Source organism: Streptococcus oralis (assembly GCF_001579025.1).
GTDB lineage: Bacteria > Bacillota > Bacilli > Lactobacillales > Streptococcaceae > Streptococcus > Streptococcus oralis_X.
In genome coordinates, this window is record NZ_KQ970235.1 from 19,758 (window position 1) to 45,036 (window position 25,279).

The window sequence follows — 25,279 nt, forward strand, 5'->3', positions numbered from 1 at the left end:
GTCGTTTCCAGATAAGATGTCTACTATTATATCAAAAAGAAAGAAGAAAAGCAGATAAGAACAAAAACTACAGTTGCTTTGATTTATTAAATAAATCAAACAAATATATTGAAAAGGTGAATGATAAATGATATAATACTAATATTGTTCGTAAAAAAACAAAAGGAGATTAAAAATGGACAAACTATTTAAACTAAAAGAGCACGGGACAGATGTCCGTACAGAGGTGCTTGCTGGTTTAACAACATTCTTTGCAATGAGTTATATTCTCTTTGTAAACCCTCAAATGCTTTCCCAAACGGGTATGCCTGTTCAAGGTGTGTTCTTGGCAACGATTATCGGTTCTGTAGTCGGTACTTTGATGATGGCTTTCTATGCTAATTTGCCATACGCACAAGCACCAGGTATGGGACTAAATGCCTTCTTCACATTTACAGTTGTATTTGGGATGGGCTATACTTGGAAAGAAGCTCTTGGTATGGTCTTCATTTGTGGAATTATTTCACTGATTATTACCTTGACAAATGTTCGTAAAATGATCATCGAATCTATTCCAACAACACTTCGCTCAGCTATTTCGGCTGGTATTGGTGTTTTCCTTGCCTATGTTGGGATTAAGAATGCCGGTCTCTTGAAATTCTCAATTGACCCAGGTACTTATACTGTAGCAGGTGAAGGAGCAGACAAGGCTCAAGCTGCACTTACTGCAAACTCCGCAGCTGTTCCAGGATTGGTAGACTTCAATACTCCAGCCGTATTGGTGGCTCTTGCAGGTCTGGCTATTACCATCTTCTTTGTTGTTAAAGGCATCAAGGGTGGAATCATTCTTTCTATTTTAACAACGACAGTCCTTGCCATTGCTGTTGGTGTTGTCAAATTATCAGGGATTGACTTTGCTAGCAACAATCTTTCAGCAGCGGTTAATGATTTAGGAACTTTGTTTGGTGCTGCTCTTGGTTCAGAAGGTTTAGGCTCTTTGATTTCAAACACTTCACGTTTACCAGAAACCTTGATGGCTATTCTTGCCTTCTCACTAACGGATATTTTTGATACAATCGGTACTCTTATCGGTACTGGTGAAAAAGTTGGTATCGTTGCGACAAGTGGGGAAAACCATGAGTCCGCTAAATTGGACAAGGCTCTATACTCTGACTTGGTGGCAACTTCGGTAGGTGCCATTGCAGGTACTTCAAACGTCACAACCTATGTTGAGTCTGCGGCGGGTATCGGTGCTGGTGGACGTACTGGGTTGACAGCCCTAGTGGTTGCGATCTGTTTTGCTCTATCTAGCTTCTTTAGCCCACTTCTAGCGATTGTTCCGACAGCTGCAACAGCACCAATTTTGATCATCGTCGGAATCATGATGCTTTCTAACTTGAAAAATATCCCTTGGGATGATATGGCTGAAGCGGTTCCTGCCTTCTTCACTTCTATCTTTATGGGATTTAGCTACTCTATCACACAAGGGATTGCTGTTGGTTTCTTGACATATACCTTGACAAAAGTTGTCAAAGGTCAAGCCAAGGATGTGCACGTAATGATTTGGATTTTGGATGTCTTGTTTATCCTTAACTATATCAGTATGGCGCTATAAATGGTATAATAGAAAAAGGGGAGTCTCCCCTTTTTAATTATAAGGAGGTACATCATGAAAGATAAGACGATTTGGCAAGAGGTTTTAAACAGAGGGAAATGGGTGATCATCCTTTTGGTAGCTTTTGTTCTATCTCAATTTCCCATAGGACTTGCTTTGTTTTTAGCAAACAAACAGTTTCCGATTTTACAGTCAGGGCTCTTAGTAGGTGCTCTATCCATAGTTGTTTTGATTGTATTCATTATTGGTGCACGAAAAACACAACTTGCTACTTTTAATCTATCCTTTTTTAAGGCAAAAGACTTGGCTCGCTTGGTACTGAGTTATCTGGTGATTTTTGCGACAAATCTCTTGGGTTCACTCCTGCTTCGACTAACAAATGAGGCAACAACCAATAACCAATCAATACTGAATGGTATAGTTCAGAATAGCTCCTTGATTTCAACTTTTTTCCTGCTAGTCTTGATTGCACCAATTTGTGAAGAAATTTTGTGTCGTGGGATTATTCCAAAAAAGATCTTCCGCGGAAAAGAAAAACTTGGCTTTGTTGTTGGTGCAATTGTCTTTGCCTTGCTCCATATGCCAACCAATCTACCTTCTGTGATTATTTATGGAGGGATGTCAACGGTTTTGACTTGGACAGCCTATAAGACTGAGCGTTTGGAGATGTCCATTTTGCTTCATATGATTCTCAATGGTATTGCATTTTGTTTGTTGGCCTTATTGGTATTGATTAGTAGAAATCTAGGTCTATCATTCTAAACCATTGGCCCGCTTGGAAAAGATGAACACTAGCGTATCCATCTTTTTCTTTTTATGGTAAAATAGAGAGATAATATGGTAGAGAACCTTAAGGGAGTAACCGTTATGTCCAATAAAGTCAACCGCGAAAAAACAGCCATTTGTGGAATTATCAATGTGACGCCAGATTCCTTTTCAGATGGTGGTCAGTTTTTTGCTCTTGAGCAGGCACTCCAGCAGGCTCGTAAATTGATAGCAGAAGGAGCGAGCATGCTAGATATCGGTGGAGAATCAACTCGGCCGGGCAGTAGCTATAGCTATGTTGGGATAGAAGAGGAAATCCAGCGTGTTGTTCCAGTGATTAAAGCTATCCGTGAGGAAAGTGATGTTCTCATTTCCATCGATACATGGAAAAGTCAGGTGGCAGAGACTGCTTTGAAAGCTGGTGCCAATTTGGTCAATGATATCACTGGTCTCATGGGAGATGAGAAAATGGCGGATGTGGTTGCTAAGGCTGGAGCGAAAGTGGTTATCATGTTTAATCCAGTCATGGCTCGACCTCAGCACCCTAGTTCGCTCATATTTCCTCATTTTGGTTTTGGGCAAGCTTTTACAGAGGAAGAGTTAGCTGACTTTGAAAAAATGCCAATCGAAGACTTGATGGAGGCTTTCTTTGAACGTGCTCTAGCGAGAGCGAACCAAGCTGGGATAGCAAGAGAAAACATTTTGCTGGATCTAGGAATTGGCTTTGGTCTGACTAAGAAAGAAAATCTGCTTCTTCTACGGGATCTGGATAAACTCCATCAGAAAGGCTATCCGATCTTTCTTGGAGTTTCGCGCAAGCGGTTTGTCATTAATATCTTGGAGGAAAATGGTTTTGAAGTCAATCCTGAGACCGAACTTGGTTTCCGTAATCGAGACACGGCTTCGGCTCATGTAACCAGTATCGCTGCGAGACAGGGTGTGGAAGTGGTGCGCGTGCACGATGTTGCCAGTCACAGGATGGCAGTTGAAATTGCCTCTGCTATTCGTTTGGCAGATGATGCGGAAAATCTAAATTTAAAACAATATAAATAAGATGAACGAAATTGAAAACAATCAGTGGATTGCCCACTACCGGACCGACCAACCGCATTTTGGCTTGGAACGCATGGTGGAACTCCTAGTTCTGCAAGGCAATCCCCATCTCAAACTCAAGGTCATCCATATTGGAGGGACCAATGGCAAGGGGTCTACCATTGCTTTTTTGAAAAAGATGTTGGAAAAGCTAGGTCTAAGAGTTGGTGTGTTCAGCTCGCCCTATCTCATTCATTACACGGATCAGATTAGCATCAATGGGGAATCTATCCCCGAGGCTAGACTAGAAGCTCTCATGGCGGACTATCAGACTTTGCTTGAGGGAGAATCTGCTGCCAATTTACAGGGAACAACCGAGTTTGAGATTATCACAGCTCTAGCTTATGATTACTTTGCCTCAGAGCAAGTAGATGTAGCCATCATGGAAGTCGGTATGGGTGGTCTTTTGGATAGTACTAATGTTTGCCAGCCAATTTTAACAGGAATTACGACCATTGGACTGGATCATGTGGCCCTACTTGGTGATACCTTGGAAGCCATAGCAGAGCAGAAAGCTGGTATTATCAAACAAGGTATTCCCTTGGTGACAGGTCATATTGTTCCTGAAGCCTTGACTGTGATAGACTCTATTGCAGAAGCTAAAAATGCGCCTAGACTTGCCTATGGAAAAGATTATCAGGTTCGTCATCAAGAAAGCGTGGTAGCGGGTGAAATCTTTGATTATACTAGTTCTGTCAGACAAGGTCGCTTTCAAACAGGTCTGCTTGGTTTGCACCAGATAGAAAATGCGGGGATGGCGCTTGCTCTCTTAGACACTTATTGCCAGGAGACTGGGCGAGAATTAGCAAGTAATGACTTGGTTGCTCAAGCTTTGAAAGAAACCAGATGGCCAGGGCGTTTGGAGGTCGTGTCTAGTGCCCCCTTGTTGCTTTTGGATGGGGCCCATAATCCCCATGCTATCAAGGCTTTATTAGCAACCTTGCAAGAACGCTTTGCGGATTATCATAAGGAAATCCTCTTTACTTGCATCAAAACCAAGGCCTTGGAGGATATGCTGGATTTGCTAGAGACGGTGCCAGATAGCCAACTGACTCTGACTTATTTTGATGATAGTCGGGCGACGGATGAGAAAGTGATGCAAGAAGTTGCAGCTTCTCGAAAACTCAACTACCAAAGTTGGCAGGAGTTTTTAGATCAGAAAATGACCGAAGATGAAGAGAAACAAACAGTTAGGATTGTCACGGGTTCCTTGTATTTCTTGAGCCAAGTGAGAGCCTACCTAATGGAGAGGAAGAACGAGAATGGATACACAAAAGATTGAAACGGCTGTAAAAATGATTATTGAGGCTGTTGGTGAGGACGCTAACCGCGAGGGCTTGCAGGAAACACCTGCTCGTGTAGCCCGTATGTACCAAGAGATTTTTTCAGGTCTTGGCCAAACTGCTGAGGAACACCTGTCAAAATCCTTTGAGATTATTGATGATAATATGGTAGTGGAAAAGGATATTTTTTTCCATACTATGTGTGAGCACCACTTCTTGCCCTTTTATGGGAGAGCGCACATTGCCTACATTCCAGATGGTCGGGTGGCAGGCTTGTCTAAGCTAGCCCGTACGGTTGAAGTTTATTCTAAAAAACCACAAATTCAAGAACGTTTGAATATCGAGGTGGCTGATGCCTTGATGGACTATCTGGGGGCTAAAGGAGCCTTTGTTGTCATTGAGGCCGAACATATGTGTATGAGCATGCGTGGTGTCAGAAAACCAGGTACTGCGACCTTGACGACAGTAGCTCGTGGTCTATTTGAAACAGATAAGGACCTCCGAGATCAGGCTTATCGTTTAATGGGACTATAATAATCTTCGAAAATCAAATTCAAACCACGTCAGCTTCCATCTGCAACCTCAAAACAGTGTTTTGAGCAAGCCTGCGGCTAGCTTCCTAGTTTGCACTTTGATTTTCATTGACTATAAAAAGAATCCGCTTTGGGCGGATTTCTCTAGAAAGGACAAGTTATGGATCAACTGCAGATTAAAGATTTGGAAATTTTTGCCTATCATGGTCTTTTCCCTAGTGAGAAAGAATTGGGGCAGAAGTTTGTTATTTCCGCAAGCTTATCTTATGACATGACCAAGGCGGCTACAGAATTGGATTTAACAGCCTCTGTCCATTACGGAGAACTGTGCCAGCAGTGGACGACTTGGTTTCAGGAAACGAGTGAGGATTTGATTGAAACGGTAGCCTACAAACTAGTTGAACGTACCTTTGAGACCTATCCTCTTGTCCAAGAGATTGAGTTGGAACTAAAAAAACCGTGGGCTCCAGTGCATTTACCATTGGATACCTGCTCGGTGACCATTCACCGTCGTAAGCAACGGGCCTTTATAGCCCTAGGAAGTAACATGGGAGATAAGCAAGCAAACTTGGAAAAAGCCATTGACAACCTGCGAGCTCGTGGCATCCATATTCTCAAAGAGTCCAGTGTTTTGACGACGGAGCCTTGGGGTGGTGTGGAGCAGGATAGCTTTGCCAATCAGGTGATTGAAGTAGAAACCTGGTTACCAGCATCAGTCTTGTTAGAAACATTATTAGCTATTGAGTCAGAAATGGGACGGGTGAGAGAAGTGCATTGGGGGCCTCGCTTGATTGATTTGGACTTGCTCTTTGTGGAGGACCAAGTCATCTATACAGACGAACTCATCTTGCCTCATCCTTATATAGCAGAACGCCTCTTTGTTCTTGAGCCGTTAGTGGAAATAGCTCCCCATTTTATCCATCCGATCCTAAAGCAACCAATTCGATACTTGGTTGACCAGTTGGAGCAAGGAAATGCCTAAACTTTCCGAGACCTATAGCAAGTGGAAGAGTATCGGGGAGGGACTACTTGCTATTGTTTTAGGGCTTCTCTTGATTCGATTTGGACAAGTTATTCCGCGAATGGGGTACCAGTTGCTGATGGGCTACTTTTCCTTGTCAGCAGTTTGGCACTTGTTGACTCGCTGGTTTCAGGATAAAAAACGTCGGGAAAATATCTTTGTAACCCTGGGCAAGCTGGTGGTTGCGGCTCTGGTGTTTGACTCTATCATCTTGCAAGACCTTGCCCTCTATCTCCTGGTTTTTATCATTGCGAGCTACCAGCTGTTTACGGGCATCATTAGTCTTGTCACTTGGTCTCTCTATCGAAAAAATGCCATTCATCCTCGGCTCCATCATCTCTTCGATGCTGTATGGATGATAGGATTCGGTCTTTATAGCATCTCTCCTTTTCACGATGCAGCGAATTTTGAATTGCTCTTGTTTGGATTTTACTTGCTCATGCTAGGAGCTAGTAGCCTCCGGGACGGTTTCTTTTTTGAAAGGATAGAAAACAATCCCAAGCTGAAACGACGTATGCGAATGACCTTGCCGATCTTTGTGACGGCTCTGATCCCTATCAGCACCTTGCGCAAACTAAATGAGTGGCTGTCAAATCATGAAAACCAAGAAGGAGAAGTTCATTCAGAAAGAAAAAACGATCAGGTGGTTGATCTAGAAATTTTTATTCATACCTCAGAAACCTCTTTCTTCCTTGCCATGGGGCATGTGGATATTTGCTATCAAGGGACGGTTATTTCCTATGGCTCGTATGATCCTCACTCGGAGCGCTTATTCGGCATGGTTGGAGACGGTGTCTTGTTTAAAGCCAATCGGGAAAAATACATCGAGCTCTGTAAGAGGGAAAGTCAGAAGACCTTGTTTGCTTATGGCCTGAGTTTGACGGACCAACAGAAAGCAGCTATCCAAGCGCGTTTAGCGGAGATAGAAGACCTGTTAATTCCTTGGGAACCAAGCTCGCAGTTGATGAAAAGAAGAGAGGGAGAGGTCAAGCATACCTACTCCTACCAACTGAAAGAGGAAGCAGATGCGACCCTCTATAAATTCAGCTCATCTGAGTTTAAGACCTACTTTGTTCTCAGTACCAATTGTGTTTTGCTGGCAGACTCTATCGTGGGAAAAGCTGGAACTGATATATTGAGTCCCCAAGGTTTCATTGTGCCAGGGACTTATCAGGATTACCTTGATTTAGAGTACACAAAACCCAATGGTCTAGTTGTTAGTCGCTCCATTTATTAGAAAAAGAAAACTCTAGTTCCTCAGCAGTTTACGCCAAGAAGCTAGAGTTTTTAAAATAGGTCATTTTCTTCAGGAAGGAGGATAGTTTCTTTACCATTCATGTCTAAAACAAGGACCCTAGGAGGGTAAAGGGGATCGAAAGGATGATTGAAATCAAAATCGATGCTAGTCGGAAGGTTTTGACTAGAGAAATGGAAGGTAATGGTCCCCGTATTGTTGAGCAGTTGAAACTCAAGTTCTTCTTCTAATTCAAAGACATTTTTCAAAAAATGATCGATAATGAACCATAAAGAGTCGATAACATCGTCGGGTAGACTGGTCACAACACCAAAACTGGCGGAACGTCTCTGTGTATTTGTAAAAGCCATGTTTCCTTCCTCCTTTTATTTTTCTTATCATACAGTAAAAAAGCTGAAAAATCAAGGAATTCTGCTTGTTTTTTCAAAATGGGAATAAACTGTGAAATTTTTTCAAAGTTTCTCTAAAAAATACTTGAAAGTGTTTACAATAAGTGATAAAATGGAGTAAGCAGATGCGTGAAAGCGAAATTTTCAATATAGAAAGGAAACGGAATGAACACAGATGATACAGTAACGATTTATGACGTTGCCCGTGAAGCAGGAGTTTCAATGGCAACAGTTAGCCGTGTCGTTAATGGCAACAAGAATGTTAAAGAGAACACTCGAAAAAAAGTCCTCGAAGTGATTGAACGCTTGGACTATCGTCCAAATGCGGTCGCTCGTGGTTTGGCTAGTAAGAAAACAACGACAGTCGGAGTTGTGATTCCTAACATTACCAATGGTTATTTCTCAACGCTTGCTAAGGGGATTGACGACATTGCTGAAATGTACAAGTATAACATTGTCCTTGCAAATAGTGATGAGGATGATGAAAAGGAAGTTTCAGTGGTTAACACTCTCTTTTCAAAACAAGTCGATGGGATTATCTTTATGGGCTATCACTTGACTGAAAAGATTCGTTCAGAGTTTTCTCGTTCACGGACACCGGTTGTTCTTGCTGGTACTGTGGATGTCGAACACCAACTTCCAAGTGTCAATATCGACTACAAACAAGCAACGATTGATGCTGTGAGTTACCTTCTCAAAGAAAATGAGAAAATTGCTTTTGTGAGTGGACCACTCGTCGATGATATCAATGGCAAGGTTCGTTTGATCGGTTACAAGGAAGCCTTGAAAAAAGCAGGACATTCTTATAGCGAGGGATTGGTCTTTGAATCAAAATACAGCTATGACGATGGTTATGCCTTGGCAGAACGCTTGATTTCATCACAAGCTACAGCCGCAGTTGTAACAGGTGATGAATTGGCAGCAGGTGTGTTGAATGGTTTGGCTGACCACGGTGTGTCTGTGCCAGAAGAGTTTGAAATCATTACGACAGATGACTCTCAGATTGCACGATTCACTCGTCCAAACTTGACTACTATTGCCCAACCTCTTTATGACCTAGGCGCTATCAGTATGCGTATGTTGACTAAGATTATGCATAAGGAAGAATTGGAAGAACGTGAAGTTCTCTTACCTCATGGTTTGACAGAACGCCGCTCCACACGAAAACGTAAATAGAAAAAATCAGGGAATCGTGAAGATTTCCTGATTTTGTGTTCTAGAGAAGAGGATTAGCCTTCCATATAGTCTTTCAAAGCTTGTCCTTTTAGTCCAGCATTAAGGGCAATTAATAATTTGAGGCGCGCTTTTTGAGCGTTGAGTTCTTTGACAAAGAAAACACCAGCTCGTTGCAACTGCACTCCTCCACCTTGGTAGGCGTAGACAGGTTCAGCAATGCCATTAAAGCACCGTGAGACCAGGGCGACTGGGATTCCTTTCTGGAGGAGATTTTCCAACTTTTGAGCTGTTTCTTTGGGAACATTGCCTGCTCCAAAAGCCTGAATGACTAAGCCATCCAGCTGTTCCAAGTCTAACATATCGATCAGCTCGTCTGTCATACCGGCATAGGCTGAGATGATGGGAACTAGACCTTGAATATGCTCAAGATCAAAGCGGACACGAGGTTCAGCCGTTTTAAAGTAGAGGATTTCTTGCTTCATGATGAGGCCAAGTGGTCCATGTGTTGGGGTTTGAAAGGTGCTGACGTTGGTCGTATGAGTCTTGGTAACATACTTGGCTGCGTGGATCTCATCGTTCATGACGACCAGCACACCCTTGTCGGCTGCTTTATCATCACTGGCAACTCGTAAAGCGCTCAGATAGTTATAAACACCATCGCTACCAAGTTCGTTTGAACTACGCATGGCACCTGTTAGAACGATGGGGATGGGCGGAATTTTCATGGTATCAAGGAAGTAAGCTGTTTCTTCTAAGGTATCTGTACCATGTGTGATGACAACTCCATCGTAGTTATCAGCTTCTTCTTTAATCTTATGATAGAGTGCAAGCATATGCTTGGGTTTGATATGAGGGCTTGGCAGATTAAAAAAGTCTAGGGCATGAACCTCAATCCCTTCAAGCGGATTGGAAACATGGTTCATGGGATTTTCCTGGCTAGTTACAACGGCACCAGTGGCGTCTGCTTGCATGGAAATAGTCCCACCTGTATGTAAAACAAGGATTTTCTTAGGCATGATTTAGTCACTCTTTCTGAAATGTGGTATAATCATTGTAACACAAAAGGGGAGAATGGGACAGGATGGAAGTCAAGGCTGTTTTTTTTGATATCGATGGAACGCTAGTCAACGATCGCAAGAGTGTTTTGAAATCCACTAAGGACGCGATTAAGATTGTCAAAGAGCAAGGAGTGCTTGTTGGAGTAGCGACAGGACGAGGGCCGTTTTTTGTCAAGGAATTGATGGAAGACTTGGACCTAGACTTTGCGGTGACCTACAATGGCCAATACATTTTTAATAAAGAAAAGGTGCTCTTTGCGAGTCCGATTGCTAAGTCAAGCCTGCGTCAACTGATTGCTTACGCTAAAAAGGAGCGTAAAGAAATCGCTCTTGGAACCGAGCATGCCGTTGTTGGTTCGAAAATTATGTCATTTGGTCTCGGCTCCTTTTCCCAACTGGTTAGTCGTTTTATTCCGACTGTTCTGACAAGAACCGTTAGCCGTTCCTTTAATCGAATGGTCAGCAAGGCAGTTCCTCAAAAGGAAGACGACTTGCTTAACTTGATTAATCAGCCCATTTATCAAGTTTTGATGCTGATGACGCCAGAAGAATCTGAGAAGGCAGCAAGTGATTTTGACGACTTGAAATTAACTCGAAGCAATCCTTTTGCAGCAGATATCATTAACCAAGGAAATTCTAAACTAGAAGGCATTCGCCGAGTCGGGAAAGAATATGGTTTTGATCTCAATCAAGTCATGGCCTTTGGTGATTCCGACAACGATCTGGAAATGTTGGCGGGTGTTGGTATGTCGGTTGCTATGGGAAATGGTAGTAGCAGTGTCAAAGAAGTTGCCAAGCATATTACGGCAAGTAATCAACAAGATGGTATCCACAAGGCGCTCGAGCACTTTGGTGTTTTGGCTTCAGAAAAAGTGTTTGTCAGTCGAGACTACCACTTTAATAAGGTTAAAACCTTCCACCACATGATGGATGAACGAACTCAAGAAGAGCCACAGGCATGGGATGCTGAAGGTGCAACCCACCGCGCAGACTTTAAAATTGAAGAATTAGTGGAGTTTGTTCGTGCAGCAAGTTCTTCGGAGGAAGAATTCCAAGACTCCCTTGCAAGCATGCATGAGGCACTTGATAAAGCGGCAGAGAAAGTGGCGAAAAAGACGCCTGCTAAGCAAAATCTGGTCAGTCAAGTGGATGCTTTGATTGACACACTGTATTTTACATACGGTAGTTTTGTTTTGATGGGAGTAGATCCAGAACGTATCTTTGACATTGTTCATGAGGCAAATATGGGGAAGGTCTTCCCTGATGGGAAAGCTCATTTTGACCTAGTTACACACAAGATTTTAAAGCCAGATGACTGGGAAGAAAAATATGCTCCGGAACCTGCCATCCGACAGGAACTACAACGTCAGTTTAAAGCTTATGAGCGACATAAAGAAAGAAAAAAATAGAAACAAAAAGGAGCTCAAGGCTCCCTTTTTTAATGATTACAATGTTTTTTCACTTTCTCTCACGACCAGCAAATCGACTTTTGCATGGCGGAGAATGTACTCAGATGAAGAGCCAACCAAGAGGCGTTCAAAGGCATTGAGCCCTGTTGCACCAACGAGAATCAGGTCGACATTTTCTGCGTCTGGAATAGTACGGGCAAGGAGGGTTTTTGGATTTCCCATTTCGATGACGATGTGAATATCGGTCACACCAGCATCTCTTGCGCGCTTTTCGTACTCCTTCATCAGACTTTCAGCATCGACTTGGAGTTCTTCGTAAACTTCAGCATCAAAGGTAGACACGCTTTGAAGAGCGCGTGTGTCGATAACATGGGCAATGGTGAGCTTGGATTCGTTGCGTAGAGCAGTGTAAACACCTTTGACGAAAGCCAAGTCCGCTTCTTTAGAACCATCAATTGCGACCATAACATTTTGGTAACGTTGTGCCATAATGAAACCTCCTGAAATTTTCTTACTGTTATTGTAACCCTTTTCACTAAAGAAGTAAAGTAAAAATCATATTTAAAGAAATATTATCGGAGATTCAATTTGGTGGAGATATGTTAAAATAAAAGAAAACGGGATAGTAGGAAACACAGCGAGGGGATGAGAAAGTATGAAAGGGTCTGTTAAAGCTTCTAAAAAAATAAGTTTTCTTTATCATGGAATTATCCTTGTGTCACTTGTAGGTGAAGTAGTGATGCTTTGGCAGCTGGAAAGAGTCGTGCCCGTTCTTTATCCAGGATTTGTTGGATTTCTTCTCTTTCACCTAGTCTACCACATCATTTTATTGGTGATTGCAAAGAGAAGTGGTCGTTTGGACTATTTGGTCACGTGGGGGCTCTTTCTCATGTTTAATCTTTTATATGACTCCTTTTTAGCGCTGGTCTTTCTAGGTTTGTCTTTTGGTATGTGAGAAAATACTTCTGTATTCTAGTTGTTTAGACGGTGAGAACCTAGTCGTTGTGAGTTTTTTCTTTACTTGCTCATTTCAGGAAACTTGTCGCAATCCCTTTCTAGTGGTATAATGTTACTATCTCGATGAATTGAGGAAACAAGATGAAAGAATATAACAAGTCTAGTAAGTTAGAGCACGTTGCCTATGATATCCGTGGTCCTGTTTTGGAAGAAGCTATGCGGATGCGAGCAAACGGAGAAAAGATTTTACGTCTGAATACAGGGAATCCAGCAGAATTTGGCTTTACAGCGCCAGATGAGGTCATTCATGACTTGATTATGAATGCGCGTGATAGTGAAGGGTACTCTGATTCCAAGGGTATTTTTTCGGCGCGTAAGGCTATCATGCAGTATTGCCAACTGAAGAAATTTCCCAATGTGGACATTGATGATATCTACCTTGGAAATGGTGTCAGTGAGCTGATTGTTATGTCCATGCAAGGGCTTTTGGATAATGGCGATGAGGTCTTGGTGCCTATGCCAGACTATCCTCTCTGGACAGCCGCGGTCAGCCTAGCTGGGGGAAATGCCGTTCACTATATCTGTGATGAGGCTGCAGAATGGTACCCAGATATTGACGATATTAAGTCAAAAATTACTTCCAATACCAAGGCAATCGTCCTTATCAATCCGAACAACCCAACTGGAGCCCTTTATCCTAAGGAACTCTTGTTGGAGCTTATTGAGATTGCCCGTCAAAACGATTTGATCATCTTTGCGGATGAAATTTATGATCGCATGGTGATGGATGGGCATGTGCATACACCTGTGGCAAGCTTGGCACCTGATGTTTTCTGTGTCAGCATGAATGGTCTGTCAAAATCTCATCGCATCGCTGGTTTCCGTGTAGGATGGATGGTCTTGTCTGGTCCTAAGATTCATGTCAAGGGCTATATCGAAGGGCTCAATATGCTGTCCAATATGCGCCTTTGCTCTAACGTTTTGGCCCAGCAAGTCGTACAAACTTCACTAGGTGGGCACCAGTCAGTGGATGAATTGCTCCTTCCTGGTGGACGGATTTACGAGCAAAGAAACTTCATTTACAATGCCATTCAAGATATCCCAGGTTTGTCTGCGGTCAAGCCGAAGGCGGGTCTTTATATCTTCCCTAAAATCGACCGCAATATGTACCGCATTGATGATGATGAACAGTTCGTTCTTGATTTCTTGAAGCAGGAAAAGGTTCTCTTGGTTCATGGTCGTGGTTTTAACTGGAAGGAACCAGACCATTTCCGTATCGTTTACCTTCCTCGTGTGGACGAATTAGCGCAAATCCAAGAAAAGATGACACGTTTCTTGAGCCAGTATCGTAGATAAGGCTTTCAAAGGGAAAAGCAGGAAACATTTCCTTAGAGCTATTGACAAATAGGTCAGAATCAGATAGAATAGTAAAGTATGTTTAGTAACTGATCACTTTATAGCCGGCTAAACGAATACAAAATCTATGAGGAGGTATTCATCGTGAAACGTACTTATCAACCAAGTAAACTTCGTCGTGCGCGCAAACACGGATTCCGTAACCGTATGTCAACTAAAAACGGTCGTCGCGTATTGGCAGCTCGTCGTCGTAAAGGACGCAAAGTTTTGGCTGCATAATCCAAACGAATTCAACAAAGAAGTCAGTAGGAACTCGAGTCTACTGGCTTTTCTTTTTATCTTAAACGGGTGCATTGTCCACGAAATCGGTCATTTCAGATGAAACTCATAGAGGGCTCATTTAAAAGGTCACATACAAAAAACTCAAAACCAGATATAAGTTACTGATTTTGAGTTTTTGTTTATTCTTTTAAGTGATAAGAGTAGCTAGCGACAACGACGTCTTCGTGCCATCTGAGAGCGTATTTTAGTTTAAGGCTCATTTGATTGTGCAGGATATTTTGCCAAGGCTTGTTAGGGATAAACTGTGGTACAAGAACTGTAACGGTGTAGTTTTTTTGCTTAGCTTCTTGGGCGATTCGTTTGACATACTTAACGCTAGGGGTGATGATGTCGCGGTAGCTGGTATTGATATTCTTCAGAGTGATATTTGGGAAATAATCGGCAAATTCCTGAAGAATTTCTTGGTCTTTTTCGGCCGTTTCTTTAGTAGAAATGTGCATGGCCAACACTTCATCACCGATACTTTGAGCGTAGTTAATGGCTCCGACACTTACTCGAGTAACATTTCCTACTAGGACAAGAACCAGATTGCCATCGTAGGTACGTTTTTCAATTCCTTCGTAGAGTCGCAGTTGTTTTGCCACTTTTTGGTAATGGCTGTGAATGGACAAAAAGAGGAAGGTTAAAACTAGGATAATTGGGAAGAATGGCCAGATATCACCCAGTCTGAAGAGGAGTAAAATGAGGACAATAGCATAACAAATGATGGCCCCAAGGATATTAGCAAAGGCAGGTTTTAAAAAGTTTGCTCCTTTTTCCTTTTTCCAATGGCGAATCATCCCAGTCTGAGAAAGGGCAAAGGGAACGAAGACCCCGATAGTATAAAGAGGAATCAAGCGTTCAGTATTCCCGTTAAAAATGAGAAGAAGGATCATAGCCCCAAAGGCCAGAGTTAAGATACCGTTGGAGTAGCCGAGACGATCCCCCTTTTCCATAAAGAGATGGGGCATGTACTTGTTTTTAGCCATATTGTAAGCCAGCATAGGGAAGGCTGAAAAGCCAGTATTTGCAGCTACAGCTAGAATCAGGGCTGTTGAGAACTGGAAGAGATAGTAGCTAGCATGACCAAAGAATGAATCACCAAGAATGCCCTTTGCCATTTGCGAGAGGATGGTTTCTCCATTTTGAGGAGTGATGCCCATCCAGTAGTTTAGGAAGGTAATGCCTGCAAAAAGAAATCCTAAAATCAGCGACATGATGGTCAAGGTTTGAGCAGCATTCTTTTCTTTCGGAGTTTTGAAAAATGGTACCGCATTTGAAATAGCCTCAACCCCTGTCAGAGAGGCAGAGCCACTGGTAAAGGCTCTCAATAGGAGAACGATGGAAAGGCTCGGAACAGTTTGTCCAATGGTTGAAGTCGCCTGATAGTTTAGGGAACCTGTAAATAGTTGAAAAAACCCATAAAGCAAGAGAAAGACGGTACTGAAGATAAAGAGGTAGACGGGAATCATCAGAGAGCTGGCAGATTCTTTCAAGCCTCTTAAATTTAAGAGCATGAGCAGGCAGACTAGGAAAATAGAGATATGAAGATTGTAGGGATGGAAGGCAGGGATGGCTGCTGTAATAGCATCAGCTCCAGACGCAACGGATACGGCTACTGTCAGCATATAGTCAACAAGGAGACTGCCCCCTGCAATCAAGCCTAGTTCAGGGGAGAGATTTTCCCGAGTAACCATATAAGCTCCTCCACCTTGAGGATAGGCGTGAATAATTTGACGATAGGAAATGGTCAAGCTAGCGAGCAGTAAGAGGACAAAAATACCGATAGGGAGGCTCCACCAAATAGCGAGAGGAGAGAGACTGACTAATACGAGAATGACTTGTTCGGGTCCATAGGCAATAGAAGACAGGGCATCACTGGATAACATTGCAAGTGCCTGCATTTTCCCTAACAATCCCCCTTCACCGTCTGTGAGAGACTTGAGTGGTCGACCGATAAAGGTATATTTTAATTTTCTAAACATTTTCTTTTCCTTTGATGAAAATTTCAATAAGTGTTATTATACTGCTTTGAAAAAAGGCAGTCAAGGGAGAATGATTGGTATTAGAATATTTTTACAAGCCGAGGGATGCTATTTTTGGTATAATAGAGGGAAGAAAATGAGGTTAGAAGAGATGATTTTTGATACTCATATCTAGAGTGTTTGGAGTACAGTTTAAGGACTCTTGACATTATTAAGGTATAAATTAACCATAAAACTAACCAAAGGAAAGTTAAAGTAGCATAACGAAGAGGGAGATAAATCTCTCTTTTTATTTCACTATAATATTTGTAGATACTTGAAAACTTACTTTGCATAGAGTAAAATAATAATAGTTGGTTTTAATTTGAAGGGGAATTATATGTTGAAGTATGGTGAAGATTATCCAGATGCTTGTCCGCCATCTGAAGCAAAAGAGATGGAAGGTTCGTTTTATAGATTATGTAATAGTGAGGTTCCTGAAAAAGATGACTTTAAAACCCACGTAGATTTAGGTTTGAATTTTCCGCCCCCAAAATTATGTGAGGCCAAAGCTTTATCGTTTTTTGCATCAGAGCAAGCAATTGAAGAACTAAAAAAACGTTATCCTAAATTTAAAGATAAAGTTGCTGTGTTGATAAATATTTTACCTAGTCATGGTGTGGGACTGTTAGAAGGAGAACATTTAAATTTGTGGGAGTTTCAGGATGTGAATTTTCTTGATGCTCAGGAAGGAGGTGTAGAAAATGAGTAGTATTTTGGATTTTGAATCAGTAGAATATCTTTATATTTTTGATTACTATGATATTCCATTGTCATTTATTACTAAGAAGATCGATGATAAATATTATTTTGTATATGCAATTGATTTTGATACATTTTTTGTAAAACCTCTTTCTATTAAGAATTTGAAAACTCTATTTTCTGATATTTCTACGAATACACTTCTTCAAGAGTTTTATTTAGAAGATGACTTTTCCATTCTAAAAAGAGAAAATAATAATATCTTTGTTAAATATGGTGTTAAAATTTTCGAATTAGAGAATAACATTAATGCGAGTGAGTATTTCCCTGAGGACGATTCAAAATTTGAGCGGGATTTGATTAGTGGAAAAAGTTTTAATATGCTATGTAGTGAATATGCCACAACATTTTCAGATATTTTAAATAATAAACAACTGACAATAAAGCTAGTTGATTCTTATAATTCACACTCAGCAGATTTAGATGTCGTTGCTAAAGCGATAAATTTGATGGAAAATTTTATAGAGGGATCAAAAGTATTTTTAAGGGAACATAATATATTTACTAATGGGAAACTTGTACTAACACCATTTACCCCCGGTTCATTCAATATAAATTTTGAAATAGTTCGTCCGGAAGAGGTTACTCTTTTTGAGGATGAATTTGAACTTTATTTCGATGACTTTATTGTTTTTACAGAATCTATAAATTACAAAGAGGCGTCGGATGTCTACTCAGATGTAATTTTTGAGAATAATAAAATAGTAAAATCTTTCGTTGAATTTTATAATGTCATAAAAGAAAACGGCCTTACTGTAACTTTGGAAAAGGACAAGAAAAAGTTATCCACTATTATTGTTAATGAACAAAGTGATAAATTTATTCAAGACTTAAATTCTCTAGTTCAAAAGCAAGATGATGCGGAAGTGTTTTCAGAAGAATTCGATTTTGAAGGAATAGTATCTAGTGCATCCAATGCTCGAAATAATGTCTCTATAAAAACTTTATCTGGAATAGTAAAGGCAAAGTTTTCTAGTGAATTATTTAGGGAAATTAAAAGAATGGATAGAACCATTTCGGTGTCAAGTGAAATACGAGGACGGTGGATAAAGCGAACTTTTTTGGATGAAAATAGAAATGTAATCTCTGAAAAATATGAAATTTTAAATTTTCATCAGAATAGTTAGTATCTATAAAGTAAAAAAACTAACCGAAGGAAAGTTAAAGTAGCATACAAAAAGAGGAATTCATTGAGAGTTCCTCTTTTAATCTATATTTTTTATAATTTCATTGAACAAAGAAATTATTTTTAATTTTTTTGTGTGAGATAAATCTGAGATGTTATCAATCAATGTAGCGATAGGGACGTAATTATTTGAGAGTGGAAAATTAAAGAAGTCTTCTACGGTCAGTCCTAAAGCAGTAAGCACTTTTTCAAGTGTGTGTATTTTAAAATCATATTTCATATTCTCAATGTTTTGTATTGCTTTAACACCTAGCCCTGCTTGATTGGATAATTGTTCTTGGCTAAGATTCTGTTCTTTTCTACATTCTCTTATACGTACTGCTATGTATTTTTGTAATTGATTAGCTTCCATCCGTAATTTCCTCTTTTGTATTATTCTACTATCCTTTATATGATTTTTTAAGTACAATTAACTATCTAAAAAGACGATAAAGGATAGCAAACTATACAATTTTGTGTTAAAATAGATAAAAAACAATACAATTGGAGTCGTAATATGACAGAAGAAATAGTTGTGTATAAATTACAAGAGTGGGACATGGGAAATGGTGAGAAGAAATATTCTCAGTTAGGTAGCTTAGAAGCTCATTATTATTTTGCAAAAAATAATGGTGGAAAAGTTTTATTTACGACAGAATCGGACTTGTACCAGAGAAATGTTGGTTATGTGTTACTAACATTGCCGAATGGAGAATACGGCTTTCTTTCTAAAATTATTGAAAAAGGAACCTATCCTAAACTCCCAGAAGATTCCTCGTATATGGTTCCAACAGAGTGGAGAAATATGAATGAAGAAATTGAAAAGCAGACCAATTTTAATTGGATTGCCTTAGAAGTTGTTTCAAAGATTATTGAAGGTATTGAAGGAATACCTAAAATGCCTAGCCCTCAGTATATGTCAAAAGATGAATTTAATAATTTTTTAGGAGAATAGAATATGAAACTTGTCAAAATTTTTTTAAGTATACTATCAGTGGTAATTATATCAGGTTGCTATTCTAAAGATTCAAAGGATTCATTTGTAGAAATTGAATCAGTAAATAAGGAATTAAGTAAATCTGATATTGTATCAGGGAATTTTGAAACATTATCTGGTACGTGGTACAGTGAAGTGGGGAAAAATGAAAATCAAATGATTTTGACAATTGATAAGGAGGGAAATGCTAAAGTATTTGATAAAGATAAAAAAATACAAAATAAGGGAAGTTTAGTTGTTGCAAATGATAATACTTTTGATAAAGGGTATTTGGTTATGAATGTAAAAGGGATAAAAGAAGGAGAAGAACGAAAAGAACGAAAAGAACGTAATATATATGCAAATGGCAAAATGGGGGAAGAGCAAACATATAGTAAATTTGATAGGAATTTATATTTTTTCCAAGGAAAATCAGAGTTCAATCGAGATGAAGTAGGATTTGACTTTTCAAGAGAGAATGAGAATGTTATCAAATATGATATACCGAAAAAAATAACAAAAGACACTCTGGTTTCTCAGAAAAATGAAAAACCTAAGGAAAAAGGTTATGGAAGACCAAATGCAATTAATTATACTGTTTTTCATAGAAAAAATGAAATGAATGAACAACCTACACCAATTAAATCAAATCTTAATATTGATGAAATCAAAAATCGTAATTTCTCTTCAATTGCTGGTAATTGGAGAAATCCTGATGGGCATTCATTTAAAGTATATTCGGAAGGTAGAGGTGAATCGGTTTTTAATGGAAGTACAAGACGTGGAGTTATTGAATTTTCTACCGTACAAGATGATATTATACTTGGTGATTTTGGGAAAAAGACTGAACAATGGGTAATACCGATTTATGCTAATGGAGATATTGGCAGAGAGGTAGATGGAGTTGATGGAGACAACATACATATTATAAAATCTGGAGAGACTGTTGGAGCGACAAAAAATACTTTTCTTTATGATATCTTCGAATTACCAGATGGAGTACCACGTTTATCTGTTATAGACAGAGATATTTTAACGCTGACAGATCATTTTGATGAATATTTTGAGAGTCCGTCAATAGTATTTTTTAGAGAAAATGAGATGAAACAGTTTGCTGATGTTAAAAATGAAAACATTATGAATATTGATGGATTGGTAAAAGGAGATTTTTCTACTGTAGTTGGAACTTGGGGAGTTCCTGAAAATCAAGGTATCGGGAATAGGATAAAAATTGATGAAAAAGGAGTGCTGACTTGGATAGGTTCTAGATCAGCAGAACGAATAATACATGATGTGAAAAAGAATGCTGATAATAGTGGGATTGGAATATTTGGGAAAGAGTTTAATTGGGAAACAGTTACTCCATCAAACTACATTAATTTTATTCCTGCGGGTGTTGCTATTAAAGGTGAAGTAAATGGTGACAGTAGTAAAGATCGTATTATTTTTGGATCTATTGAAGAGCAGTCAAACACAAGAATTTTTTATCGTTTAGATGAATGATTGTATGAATAAAAAACTAAAAATATAGAGAGAGTTATATCTAGAAATGCATAGCAGTTATACGATTTTGTATAACTGCTATTTTTTTATACATCTGACTGTTTCTATCTAAAATGACTACTAAGTTTTTTCCACTGGGGATAGCGTGAGAAGACAAACTCTGTATGGTTGGTAAACCCGAGCAGGAGGTACCAACCTATGGTAGATTTAACAAAAGTAGAACAACGTAGAGAAGAAGCAATTAAAAGAGCTTTACTTACTGACGATTGGAAAAAGGTAGATAACTTATTAAACCAGCCCTATGAGAATTCATGTAGAAAAGATCGATCTTATGGTCTTTGTAGTTTAGATAGTAGATCAGGTGACACAGGTTCTTTATTAGATACGATAGCAGATTATAATGACCATTGTCTCTCTTAATTAAAAAAGAAGAAATTGCTATTATAAACGATACTATTAAGAGTTTGCTGAGCAACAGAGACAGAGAAATTCTGTTTGGAGTTGTTTTTGAGAATAAATCATTCTCGCAACTTGCAAAGGAAGTTGGGCTTAGTGACAAAACTGTCAAAAGACACTATGAGCGTATTATAGAGATTCTACGAAAAGAATTAATAGATTAATAATTTCATAATCTACTCCGAACTCTTTTAAAATTTCTCCTTATAAGCAAGGAGGTGATTTTAAAATGTTGCTATCTGTAATCGTCACAGTATTTATTTCGTTAAAAGTAGACGATTTGCTTTTACATATAGAAAGAAGGTTTTGACTTATGGCACTTAAGAACTTATCATATTTTACAGAGTTCAACGCTTCGTTATTCTTTGCTCAAAAAGAGTTACGCTTTATTTCTGCCACAATGTGGATAGAAAAAAGTGAAACTGGTTCAGAAATTGAAAAAGGGGTAAAAGTGGGCGTACTTATCTTTTCTGATGACAGTGACTATCCAAACGAAAAAAATAATATTGGAGAGCAACTCACTGTAAAAGTTCCACTAGCATCGATGAAGGATTATGACTCGTATCAACCAATGATCACAACTGTAGAAATTGTAGACATTGAGAAGGCAGTTGTATATGGAGAGTACCGTAACCAGCTTAGTTTGATTGCAAAAGTCAATGAAGTTGTCGAACTTTAAAGGAGGTCAATATGCCGTCGATTATCGAAGAAATACCTATGAAGATTTTTGAAGGTATTAAGGAAGTTTGTCATCTTTGTGGCAGAAAACTTCAGGAGTACCAGAGGAAAGTCCAGATAGAAGAAAATCAAAAAAACTGGAATAGATTTCTAGATTCTACTCAAAATGTATTGGTAGAATTAGTGAAAGAAAATATTCAGGAAAATCAGTTTGCATATACACTAGTTCCAATTTACGAAGCTCAGGAAGTTGTTCAAGCCGATGGAAGCAAGTCGGTCCAGAGAGTGCACGTAGCAGATGAAAGAGTTCCTATAGGTACAATGGATAACCAGGGAATTCAAGAATTTGGAGCTAGGTGTGTAGTTTTTCGGTTTCAAATTTTTGGAGAGATAGATCCAGACGCTCTATTAAGAATAAAAGATACTTGGATCTTTTATTTGAACAAATATGCTCTTCATGGTATCGCTGATCTATATGTAAAGAATGGGTTGCGCTATCTAGTATTCATCATATGTAATGAATCAGATAGACGAACGATTAAAGGGGCGTTGTTCAAATTGAAACATCCGTGGTCTTAGATGGTTAAATTCTTTATGCCGTGAAAGTTGTTGATAATAGGCTAAGATAGATTAGACTGGTTGGGGCGGTGCGGTCGAACTTTGTTCGCCGTGCCGACACAATCAGTTTTATAATCTGAGGGTCCCTATTGTCAATAAATCATGGAATAAATCTGAATTTAATCATCGATAGTGCGACGCCTTAACTTGATAAGCGTCAAACAAAAGCACAATGAAAGGAGACATTATGAATCAAATTTTACCCAATAAATTGGTTAAAGCATATGTTTATGGTGATACCGTAGAAATGACTACAGCTAACGGCCAACAAGAACAAATTATCAAAGTGATTGAAGGCAAGCGTTACGTAAATCTTGAGACCGGAGAAATTCACGCTATGGATACTTCCAGTAGTACACGACTCGATAATTTGAAGTCTACTAAACAGACTATGAAAAAACTACGCCGTCTAGTATCTCATAATTTTACGGGAGGTATCAACCAGTTATGGATAACGTTGACTTATCGAGACCATGTTACCGATCCGGCTATAGTTTACATGGATTTCAAAGCGTTCATTCGACGCATTCGTAATCAGTTTGGAAATGTTGATTATATTACGGTCATTGAGCCACAAGCTAGTGGAAGGTGGCATTTGCATGTGTTATTAAAGAACGATTCCGAACTAACAATTCCTAACAATGACCTTGCTAAGATGTGGGTGAAAGGTTTCACAAAGACCAAAAGGCTACGGAGAGCTGACAAGGTTGGGAATTATTTGATTGCTTATTTATCTAATTTGCAGATAGGTGATGAGGGTTCAGAAAACAAAGCAATTATAAAAGGTGCTCGCCTACATATGTATCCCAAGGGTATCAGAATTTATCGAACTAGCAGAGGAATTGAAAAGCCTTTGGAAATTACAACAACAAAGGCTGAACTTATGAAAACTTATAAAATTAACAGTCCACCGACTTTTTCACGTACCACAAAACATGAAACTCATTATGGTGTGAAAGAATATACTACCGAGTTTTACGATAACATAAAAAGCTTGTCAGACACTTTTGGCGGAGCAACTGACAAGCTAAGTAGGTAATAAAAGAGAATGTCTTTTACCATCCCTATTATATCAAAAATAGGAGAAATTTATGGAAAATATATATAAAAGCAAGAAAGGGATTACGGAATTATTTGATGTTCCGTTAAAAACCTTAAACAATGATCTAACAGAAATGCGAAGAAATGAAAAATTCCAAGGATACATTTTGAAGCCTTCTCATAAGAGAGTATATATAAATGTTGAAGGTTATAAGGAATTTCTGCTTTATAAACAAAAGAAATATGAGGAAGCTATGTAGTTATGTTATAATTAAGCTATGCTACATAGCTTTCCTTTGCTTTAAAAGTACAAGGAGAAGAAATGTTTTTTAAAAAATTGGATAATGGTAAATACCGTTATTATGAGAAATTCTATCATGAACGAGAGGGAAAGTGGAAGCAAGTCTCTGTGACTCTAAAATCAAAATCTAGAGTTTCTCAAGCAGAAGCAAAACGTCGTTTAGCGCTAAAAATCGAAAAACTTCTAACCGCCCCTACAAAAGAGGAAGTTGAAAAGAAACAACTAGAAGAAATGATTTTTAGTCAACTATTGGAAGAATGGAAAATGATTCGCTCCAGTGAGATAAAATCTTCTAGTTATAGAAGTGAGATGAAAAGTTTAGAGCTTTTCATGGGAGCAGTAGGAAATTTGAGAATATCAGATTACACCACTCAGCTAGTTCAAACATATCTAATGAATTTGAATGTTCAAAATTCAACAAGAAAAAATCGAAAAATATACTTGCATGGTATCTTTGATTATGCTGTAAAGGTCGGATATATTTCTGACTCACCAGTTAAAGGGGTGGTAATTCCGAAGCAGAAAGTGGACTATGAGAAGTTGCAAAAAGCTAAGGATAATTTCATTAGTAGAGAGGAACTAGGACAGGTTTTATCGTATTGTGAAAGTCACAATAAAGATAAGCGTTATGCTTTGGCAATGGAATTTATCTTTTTAACTGGTCTTCGTTTTGCAGAGTTTATAGGGGTTCGCTATCAAGATGTAAACTTCAAAGCGAATCTTTTAACAATTGATCATACAATAGATTATGTTGCTCATGGATATGATGAGAGAATCTTACAGACAACGAAAACAGTAGGTTCTGTCAGGACGATAGTACTAAGTGAACGTTGCTTGGAAATTATCGAGTACTTTCGTAGTAACTGTTTTGATGAGGAGTTCATCTTTGTGACTGAGCAAGGTAACATTATGAGACAGCCTTTATTATATAGATTTATCAAAAATATTTGTGAAGTAGTGTTGGGTGGGCACAGATCCTATAATATTCACATGCTTAGACATTCGCATATTAGTTTATTGGCTGAACTAGGGATACCCATAAAGGCTATTATGGAGCGAGTTGGACATAGAGATGAATCTATCACTTTAAGGATCTATAGTCATGTAACAAAAAATATACAAGATGAATTGAGAGAGAAACTTAATCAAATTCATCTGTAGATGCTAACCATAGAACTAACCAAGTACTAACCAAAGTGAATAGAAACTAGGGGAAGTATAGGGAAGTATAGAAGAGAGAAAGTCTTTTCTTTTGGTAGCTAAGGAACATTGAGGAAAGAGAAGGAAATATAGTTTGGATATTTTTGATACGCACACACATTTAAATGTAGAAGAATTTGCAGGACGTGAGGCAGAAGAAATCGCCTTGGCTGCTGAGATGGGTGTGACACAGATGAATATTGTTGGTTTTGATACACCGACCATTGAGCGAGCCCTAGAATTGACAGATGAGTATGAGCAACTCTACGCAACTATTGGCTGGCATCCGACGGAAGCAGGGACTTACACAGATGAGGTCGAAGCTTACTTGCTTGAAAAACTAAAA

The 25,279-nt window shown here is 39.1% G+C and carries 29 protein-coding genes; 24 read left to right on the forward strand and 5 right to left on the reverse strand.

Annotated features, from left to right (window positions below; all coding sequences use genetic code 11):
- The first annotated feature begins 175 nt into the window (after positions 1-175).
- From SORDD27_RS00085 to SORDD27_RS00115, 7 genes are all read left to right on the forward strand, one after another.
- On the forward strand, positions 176-1,594 hold the full coding sequence (locus SORDD27_RS00085) for an NCS2 family permease (protein ID WP_061426595.1): 1,419 nt from the start codon (positions 176-178) through the stop codon (positions 1,592-1,594).
- A gap of 54 nt (positions 1,595-1,648) precedes the next feature.
- Positions 1,649-2,356, forward strand: a complete 708-nt coding sequence (locus SORDD27_RS00090; RefSeq protein ID WP_049479449.1) for a CPBP family intramembrane glutamic endopeptidase — start codon at positions 1,649-1,651, stop codon at positions 2,354-2,356.
- Positions 2,357-2,431: 75 nt separating this feature from the next.
- Positions 2,432-3,412, forward strand: a complete 981-nt coding sequence (gene folP / locus SORDD27_RS00095; protein ID WP_061426597.1) for a dihydropteroate synthase — start codon at positions 2,432-2,434, stop codon at positions 3,410-3,412.
- A gap of 1 nt (position 3,413) precedes the next feature.
- A complete protein-coding gene (locus tag SORDD27_RS00100; protein WP_061426599.1) occupies positions 3,414-4,733 on the forward strand; it encodes a bifunctional folylpolyglutamate synthase/dihydrofolate synthase in 1,320 nt (439 codons plus the stop codon).
- A complete protein-coding gene (gene folE, locus SORDD27_RS00105) occupies positions 4,714-5,268 on the forward strand; it encodes a GTP cyclohydrolase I FolE (protein WP_000380931.1) in 555 nt (184 codons plus the stop codon). The genes SORDD27_RS00100 and folE overlap by 20 nt, the downstream gene beginning before the upstream one ends.
- 159 nt (positions 5,269-5,427) lie before the next feature.
- Positions 5,428-6,249, forward strand: a complete 822-nt coding sequence (gene folK / locus SORDD27_RS00110; RefSeq protein ID WP_061426601.1) for a 2-amino-4-hydroxy-6-hydroxymethyldihydropteridine diphosphokinase — start codon at positions 5,428-5,430, stop codon at positions 6,247-6,249.
- On the forward strand, positions 6,242-7,525 hold the full coding sequence (locus SORDD27_RS00115; protein ID WP_061426603.1) for a hypothetical protein: 1,284 nt from the start codon (positions 6,242-6,244) through the stop codon (positions 7,523-7,525). The genes folK and SORDD27_RS00115 overlap by 8 nt, the downstream gene beginning before the upstream one ends.
- 50 nt (positions 7,526-7,575) lie before the next feature.
- Here the strand turns inward: SORDD27_RS00115 and SORDD27_RS00120 are convergent, their stop codons facing one another.
- Positions 7,576-7,893, reverse strand: coding sequence for a DUF960 domain-containing protein (locus SORDD27_RS00120; RefSeq protein ID WP_049505202.1), 318 nt, complete (start codon positions 7,891-7,893; stop codon positions 7,576-7,578).
- 204 nt (positions 7,894-8,097) lie between these two features.
- Here SORDD27_RS00120 and ccpA point away from each other — a divergent pair, with 204 nt between their 5' ends.
- The gene (ccpA, locus tag SORDD27_RS00125) at positions 8,098-9,108 is read left to right on the forward strand and encodes a catabolite control protein A (RefSeq protein ID WP_061426605.1); all 1,011 of its coding nucleotides are present in this window, start codon (positions 8,098-8,100) and stop codon (positions 9,106-9,108) included.
- Positions 9,109-9,161: 53 nt separating this feature from the next.
- Here the strand turns inward: ccpA and SORDD27_RS00130 are convergent, their stop codons facing one another.
- Positions 9,162-10,124 carry an asparaginase gene (locus SORDD27_RS00130; protein ID WP_061426607.1) on the reverse strand — a complete coding sequence of 321 codons (963 nt, stop codon included), beginning with the start codon at positions 10,122-10,124 and terminating at the stop codon, positions 9,162-9,164.
- 65 nt (positions 10,125-10,189) lie between these two features.
- Here SORDD27_RS00130 and SORDD27_RS00135 point away from each other — a divergent pair, with 65 nt between their 5' ends.
- Positions 10,190-11,575, forward strand: coding sequence for a Cof-type HAD-IIB family hydrolase (locus tag SORDD27_RS00135; RefSeq protein WP_061426609.1), 1,386 nt, complete (start codon positions 10,190-10,192; stop codon positions 11,573-11,575).
- A gap of 36 nt (positions 11,576-11,611) precedes the next feature.
- On the opposite strand, the gene SORDD27_RS00140 is transcribed toward SORDD27_RS00135, so the two are convergent.
- Entirely contained in the window at positions 11,612-12,064 is a 453-nt protein-coding gene (locus SORDD27_RS00140; protein ID WP_000079162.1) for a universal stress protein, read from the reverse strand.
- 166 nt (positions 12,065-12,230) lie between these two features.
- On the opposite strand from SORDD27_RS00140, the gene SORDD27_RS00145 reads away from it, so the two are divergent.
- The 3 genes from SORDD27_RS00145 to rpmH all read left to right on the forward strand — a co-directional run bounded on the left by SORDD27_RS00145 (position 12,231) and on the right by rpmH (position 14,167).
- Entirely contained in the window at positions 12,231-12,530 is a 300-nt protein-coding gene (locus SORDD27_RS00145; protein ID WP_061426610.1) for a hypothetical protein, read from the forward strand.
- 143 nt (positions 12,531-12,673) lie between these two features.
- Positions 12,674-13,888, forward strand: coding sequence for a pyridoxal phosphate-dependent aminotransferase (locus SORDD27_RS00150; protein WP_061426611.1), 1,215 nt, complete (start codon positions 12,674-12,676; stop codon positions 13,886-13,888).
- A 144-nt stretch (positions 13,889-14,032) separates the two neighbouring features.
- The gene (rpmH, locus tag SORDD27_RS00155; RefSeq protein ID WP_000831905.1) at positions 14,033-14,167 is read left to right on the forward strand and encodes a 50S ribosomal protein L34; all 135 of its coding nucleotides are present in this window, start codon (positions 14,033-14,035) and stop codon (positions 14,165-14,167) included.
- Between the two features lie 182 nt (positions 14,168-14,349).
- Here rpmH and SORDD27_RS00160 read toward each other — a convergent pair whose 3' ends face one another.
- Complete coding sequence (locus SORDD27_RS00160) at positions 14,350-16,194, reverse strand: APC family permease (RefSeq protein WP_061426612.1); 1,845 nt, start codon at positions 16,192-16,194, stop codon at positions 14,350-14,352.
- A gap of 379 nt (positions 16,195-16,573) precedes the next feature.
- Here SORDD27_RS00160 and SORDD27_RS00165 point away from each other — a divergent pair, with 379 nt between their 5' ends.
- Both SORDD27_RS00165 and SORDD27_RS00170 read left to right on the forward strand, forming a co-directional pair.
- Entirely contained in the window at positions 16,574-16,945 is a 372-nt protein-coding gene (locus tag SORDD27_RS00165) for a hypothetical protein (protein ID WP_061426613.1), read from the forward strand.
- Positions 16,938-18,122: a hypothetical protein gene (locus SORDD27_RS00170; RefSeq protein ID WP_061426614.1), complete on the forward strand. Its 1,185-nt coding sequence runs from the start codon at positions 16,938-16,940 to the stop codon at positions 18,120-18,122. Before SORDD27_RS00165 ends, SORDD27_RS00170 begins: the two co-directional genes overlap by 8 nt.
- Positions 18,123-18,200: 78 nt before the next feature.
- Here SORDD27_RS00170 and SORDD27_RS00175 read toward each other — a convergent pair whose 3' ends face one another.
- A complete protein-coding gene (locus SORDD27_RS00175; protein ID WP_061426616.1) occupies positions 18,201-18,533 on the reverse strand; it encodes a helix-turn-helix domain-containing protein in 333 nt (110 codons plus the stop codon).
- Positions 18,534-18,677: 144 nt separating this feature from the next.
- On the opposite strand from SORDD27_RS00175, the gene SORDD27_RS00180 reads away from it, so the two are divergent.
- From SORDD27_RS00180 to SORDD27_RS00220, 10 genes are all read left to right on the forward strand, one after another.
- Entirely contained in the window at positions 18,678-19,115 is a 438-nt protein-coding gene (locus SORDD27_RS00180; RefSeq protein ID WP_061426618.1) for a hypothetical protein, read from the forward strand.
- Positions 19,116-19,118: 3 nt separating this feature from the next.
- On the forward strand, positions 19,119-20,639 hold the full coding sequence (locus SORDD27_RS00185) for a hypothetical protein (protein WP_061426620.1): 1,521 nt from the start codon (positions 19,119-19,121) through the stop codon (positions 20,637-20,639).
- Positions 20,640-20,837: 198 nt separating this feature from the next.
- A complete protein-coding gene (locus tag SORDD27_RS10040; RefSeq protein WP_231069248.1) occupies positions 20,838-21,059 on the forward strand; it encodes a hypothetical protein in 222 nt (73 codons plus the stop codon).
- A gap of 44 nt (positions 21,060-21,103) precedes the next feature.
- A complete protein-coding gene (locus SORDD27_RS10045; protein ID WP_231069315.1) occupies positions 21,104-21,259 on the forward strand; it encodes a sigma factor-like helix-turn-helix DNA-binding protein in 156 nt (51 codons plus the stop codon).
- Between the two features lie 149 nt (positions 21,260-21,408).
- A complete protein-coding gene (locus SORDD27_RS00195; RefSeq protein ID WP_061426622.1) occupies positions 21,409-21,774 on the forward strand; it encodes a hypothetical protein in 366 nt (121 codons plus the stop codon).
- 11 nt (positions 21,775-21,785) lie between these two features.
- On the forward strand, positions 21,786-22,352 hold the full coding sequence (locus SORDD27_RS00200; RefSeq protein ID WP_061426624.1) for a hypothetical protein: 567 nt from the start codon (positions 21,786-21,788) through the stop codon (positions 22,350-22,352).
- Positions 22,353-22,578: 226 nt separating this feature from the next.
- Positions 22,579-23,430, forward strand: a complete 852-nt coding sequence (locus tag SORDD27_RS00205) for a rolling circle replication-associated protein (RefSeq protein ID WP_061426626.1) — start codon at positions 22,579-22,581, stop codon at positions 23,428-23,430.
- A gap of 52 nt (positions 23,431-23,482) precedes the next feature.
- Positions 23,483-23,692: a hypothetical protein gene (locus SORDD27_RS00210; protein ID WP_045614723.1), complete on the forward strand. Its 210-nt coding sequence runs from the start codon at positions 23,483-23,485 to the stop codon at positions 23,690-23,692.
- 62 nt (positions 23,693-23,754) lie between these two features.
- Positions 23,755-24,894, forward strand: a complete 1,140-nt coding sequence (locus tag SORDD27_RS00215) for a tyrosine-type recombinase/integrase (protein WP_061426628.1) — start codon at positions 23,755-23,757, stop codon at positions 24,892-24,894.
- 133 nt (positions 24,895-25,027) lie between these two features.
- Positions 25,028-25,279, forward strand: a 252-nt coding sequence (locus SORDD27_RS00220) for a TatD family hydrolase (RefSeq protein ID WP_414162620.1), incomplete at its 3' end; no start/stop codon positions are given.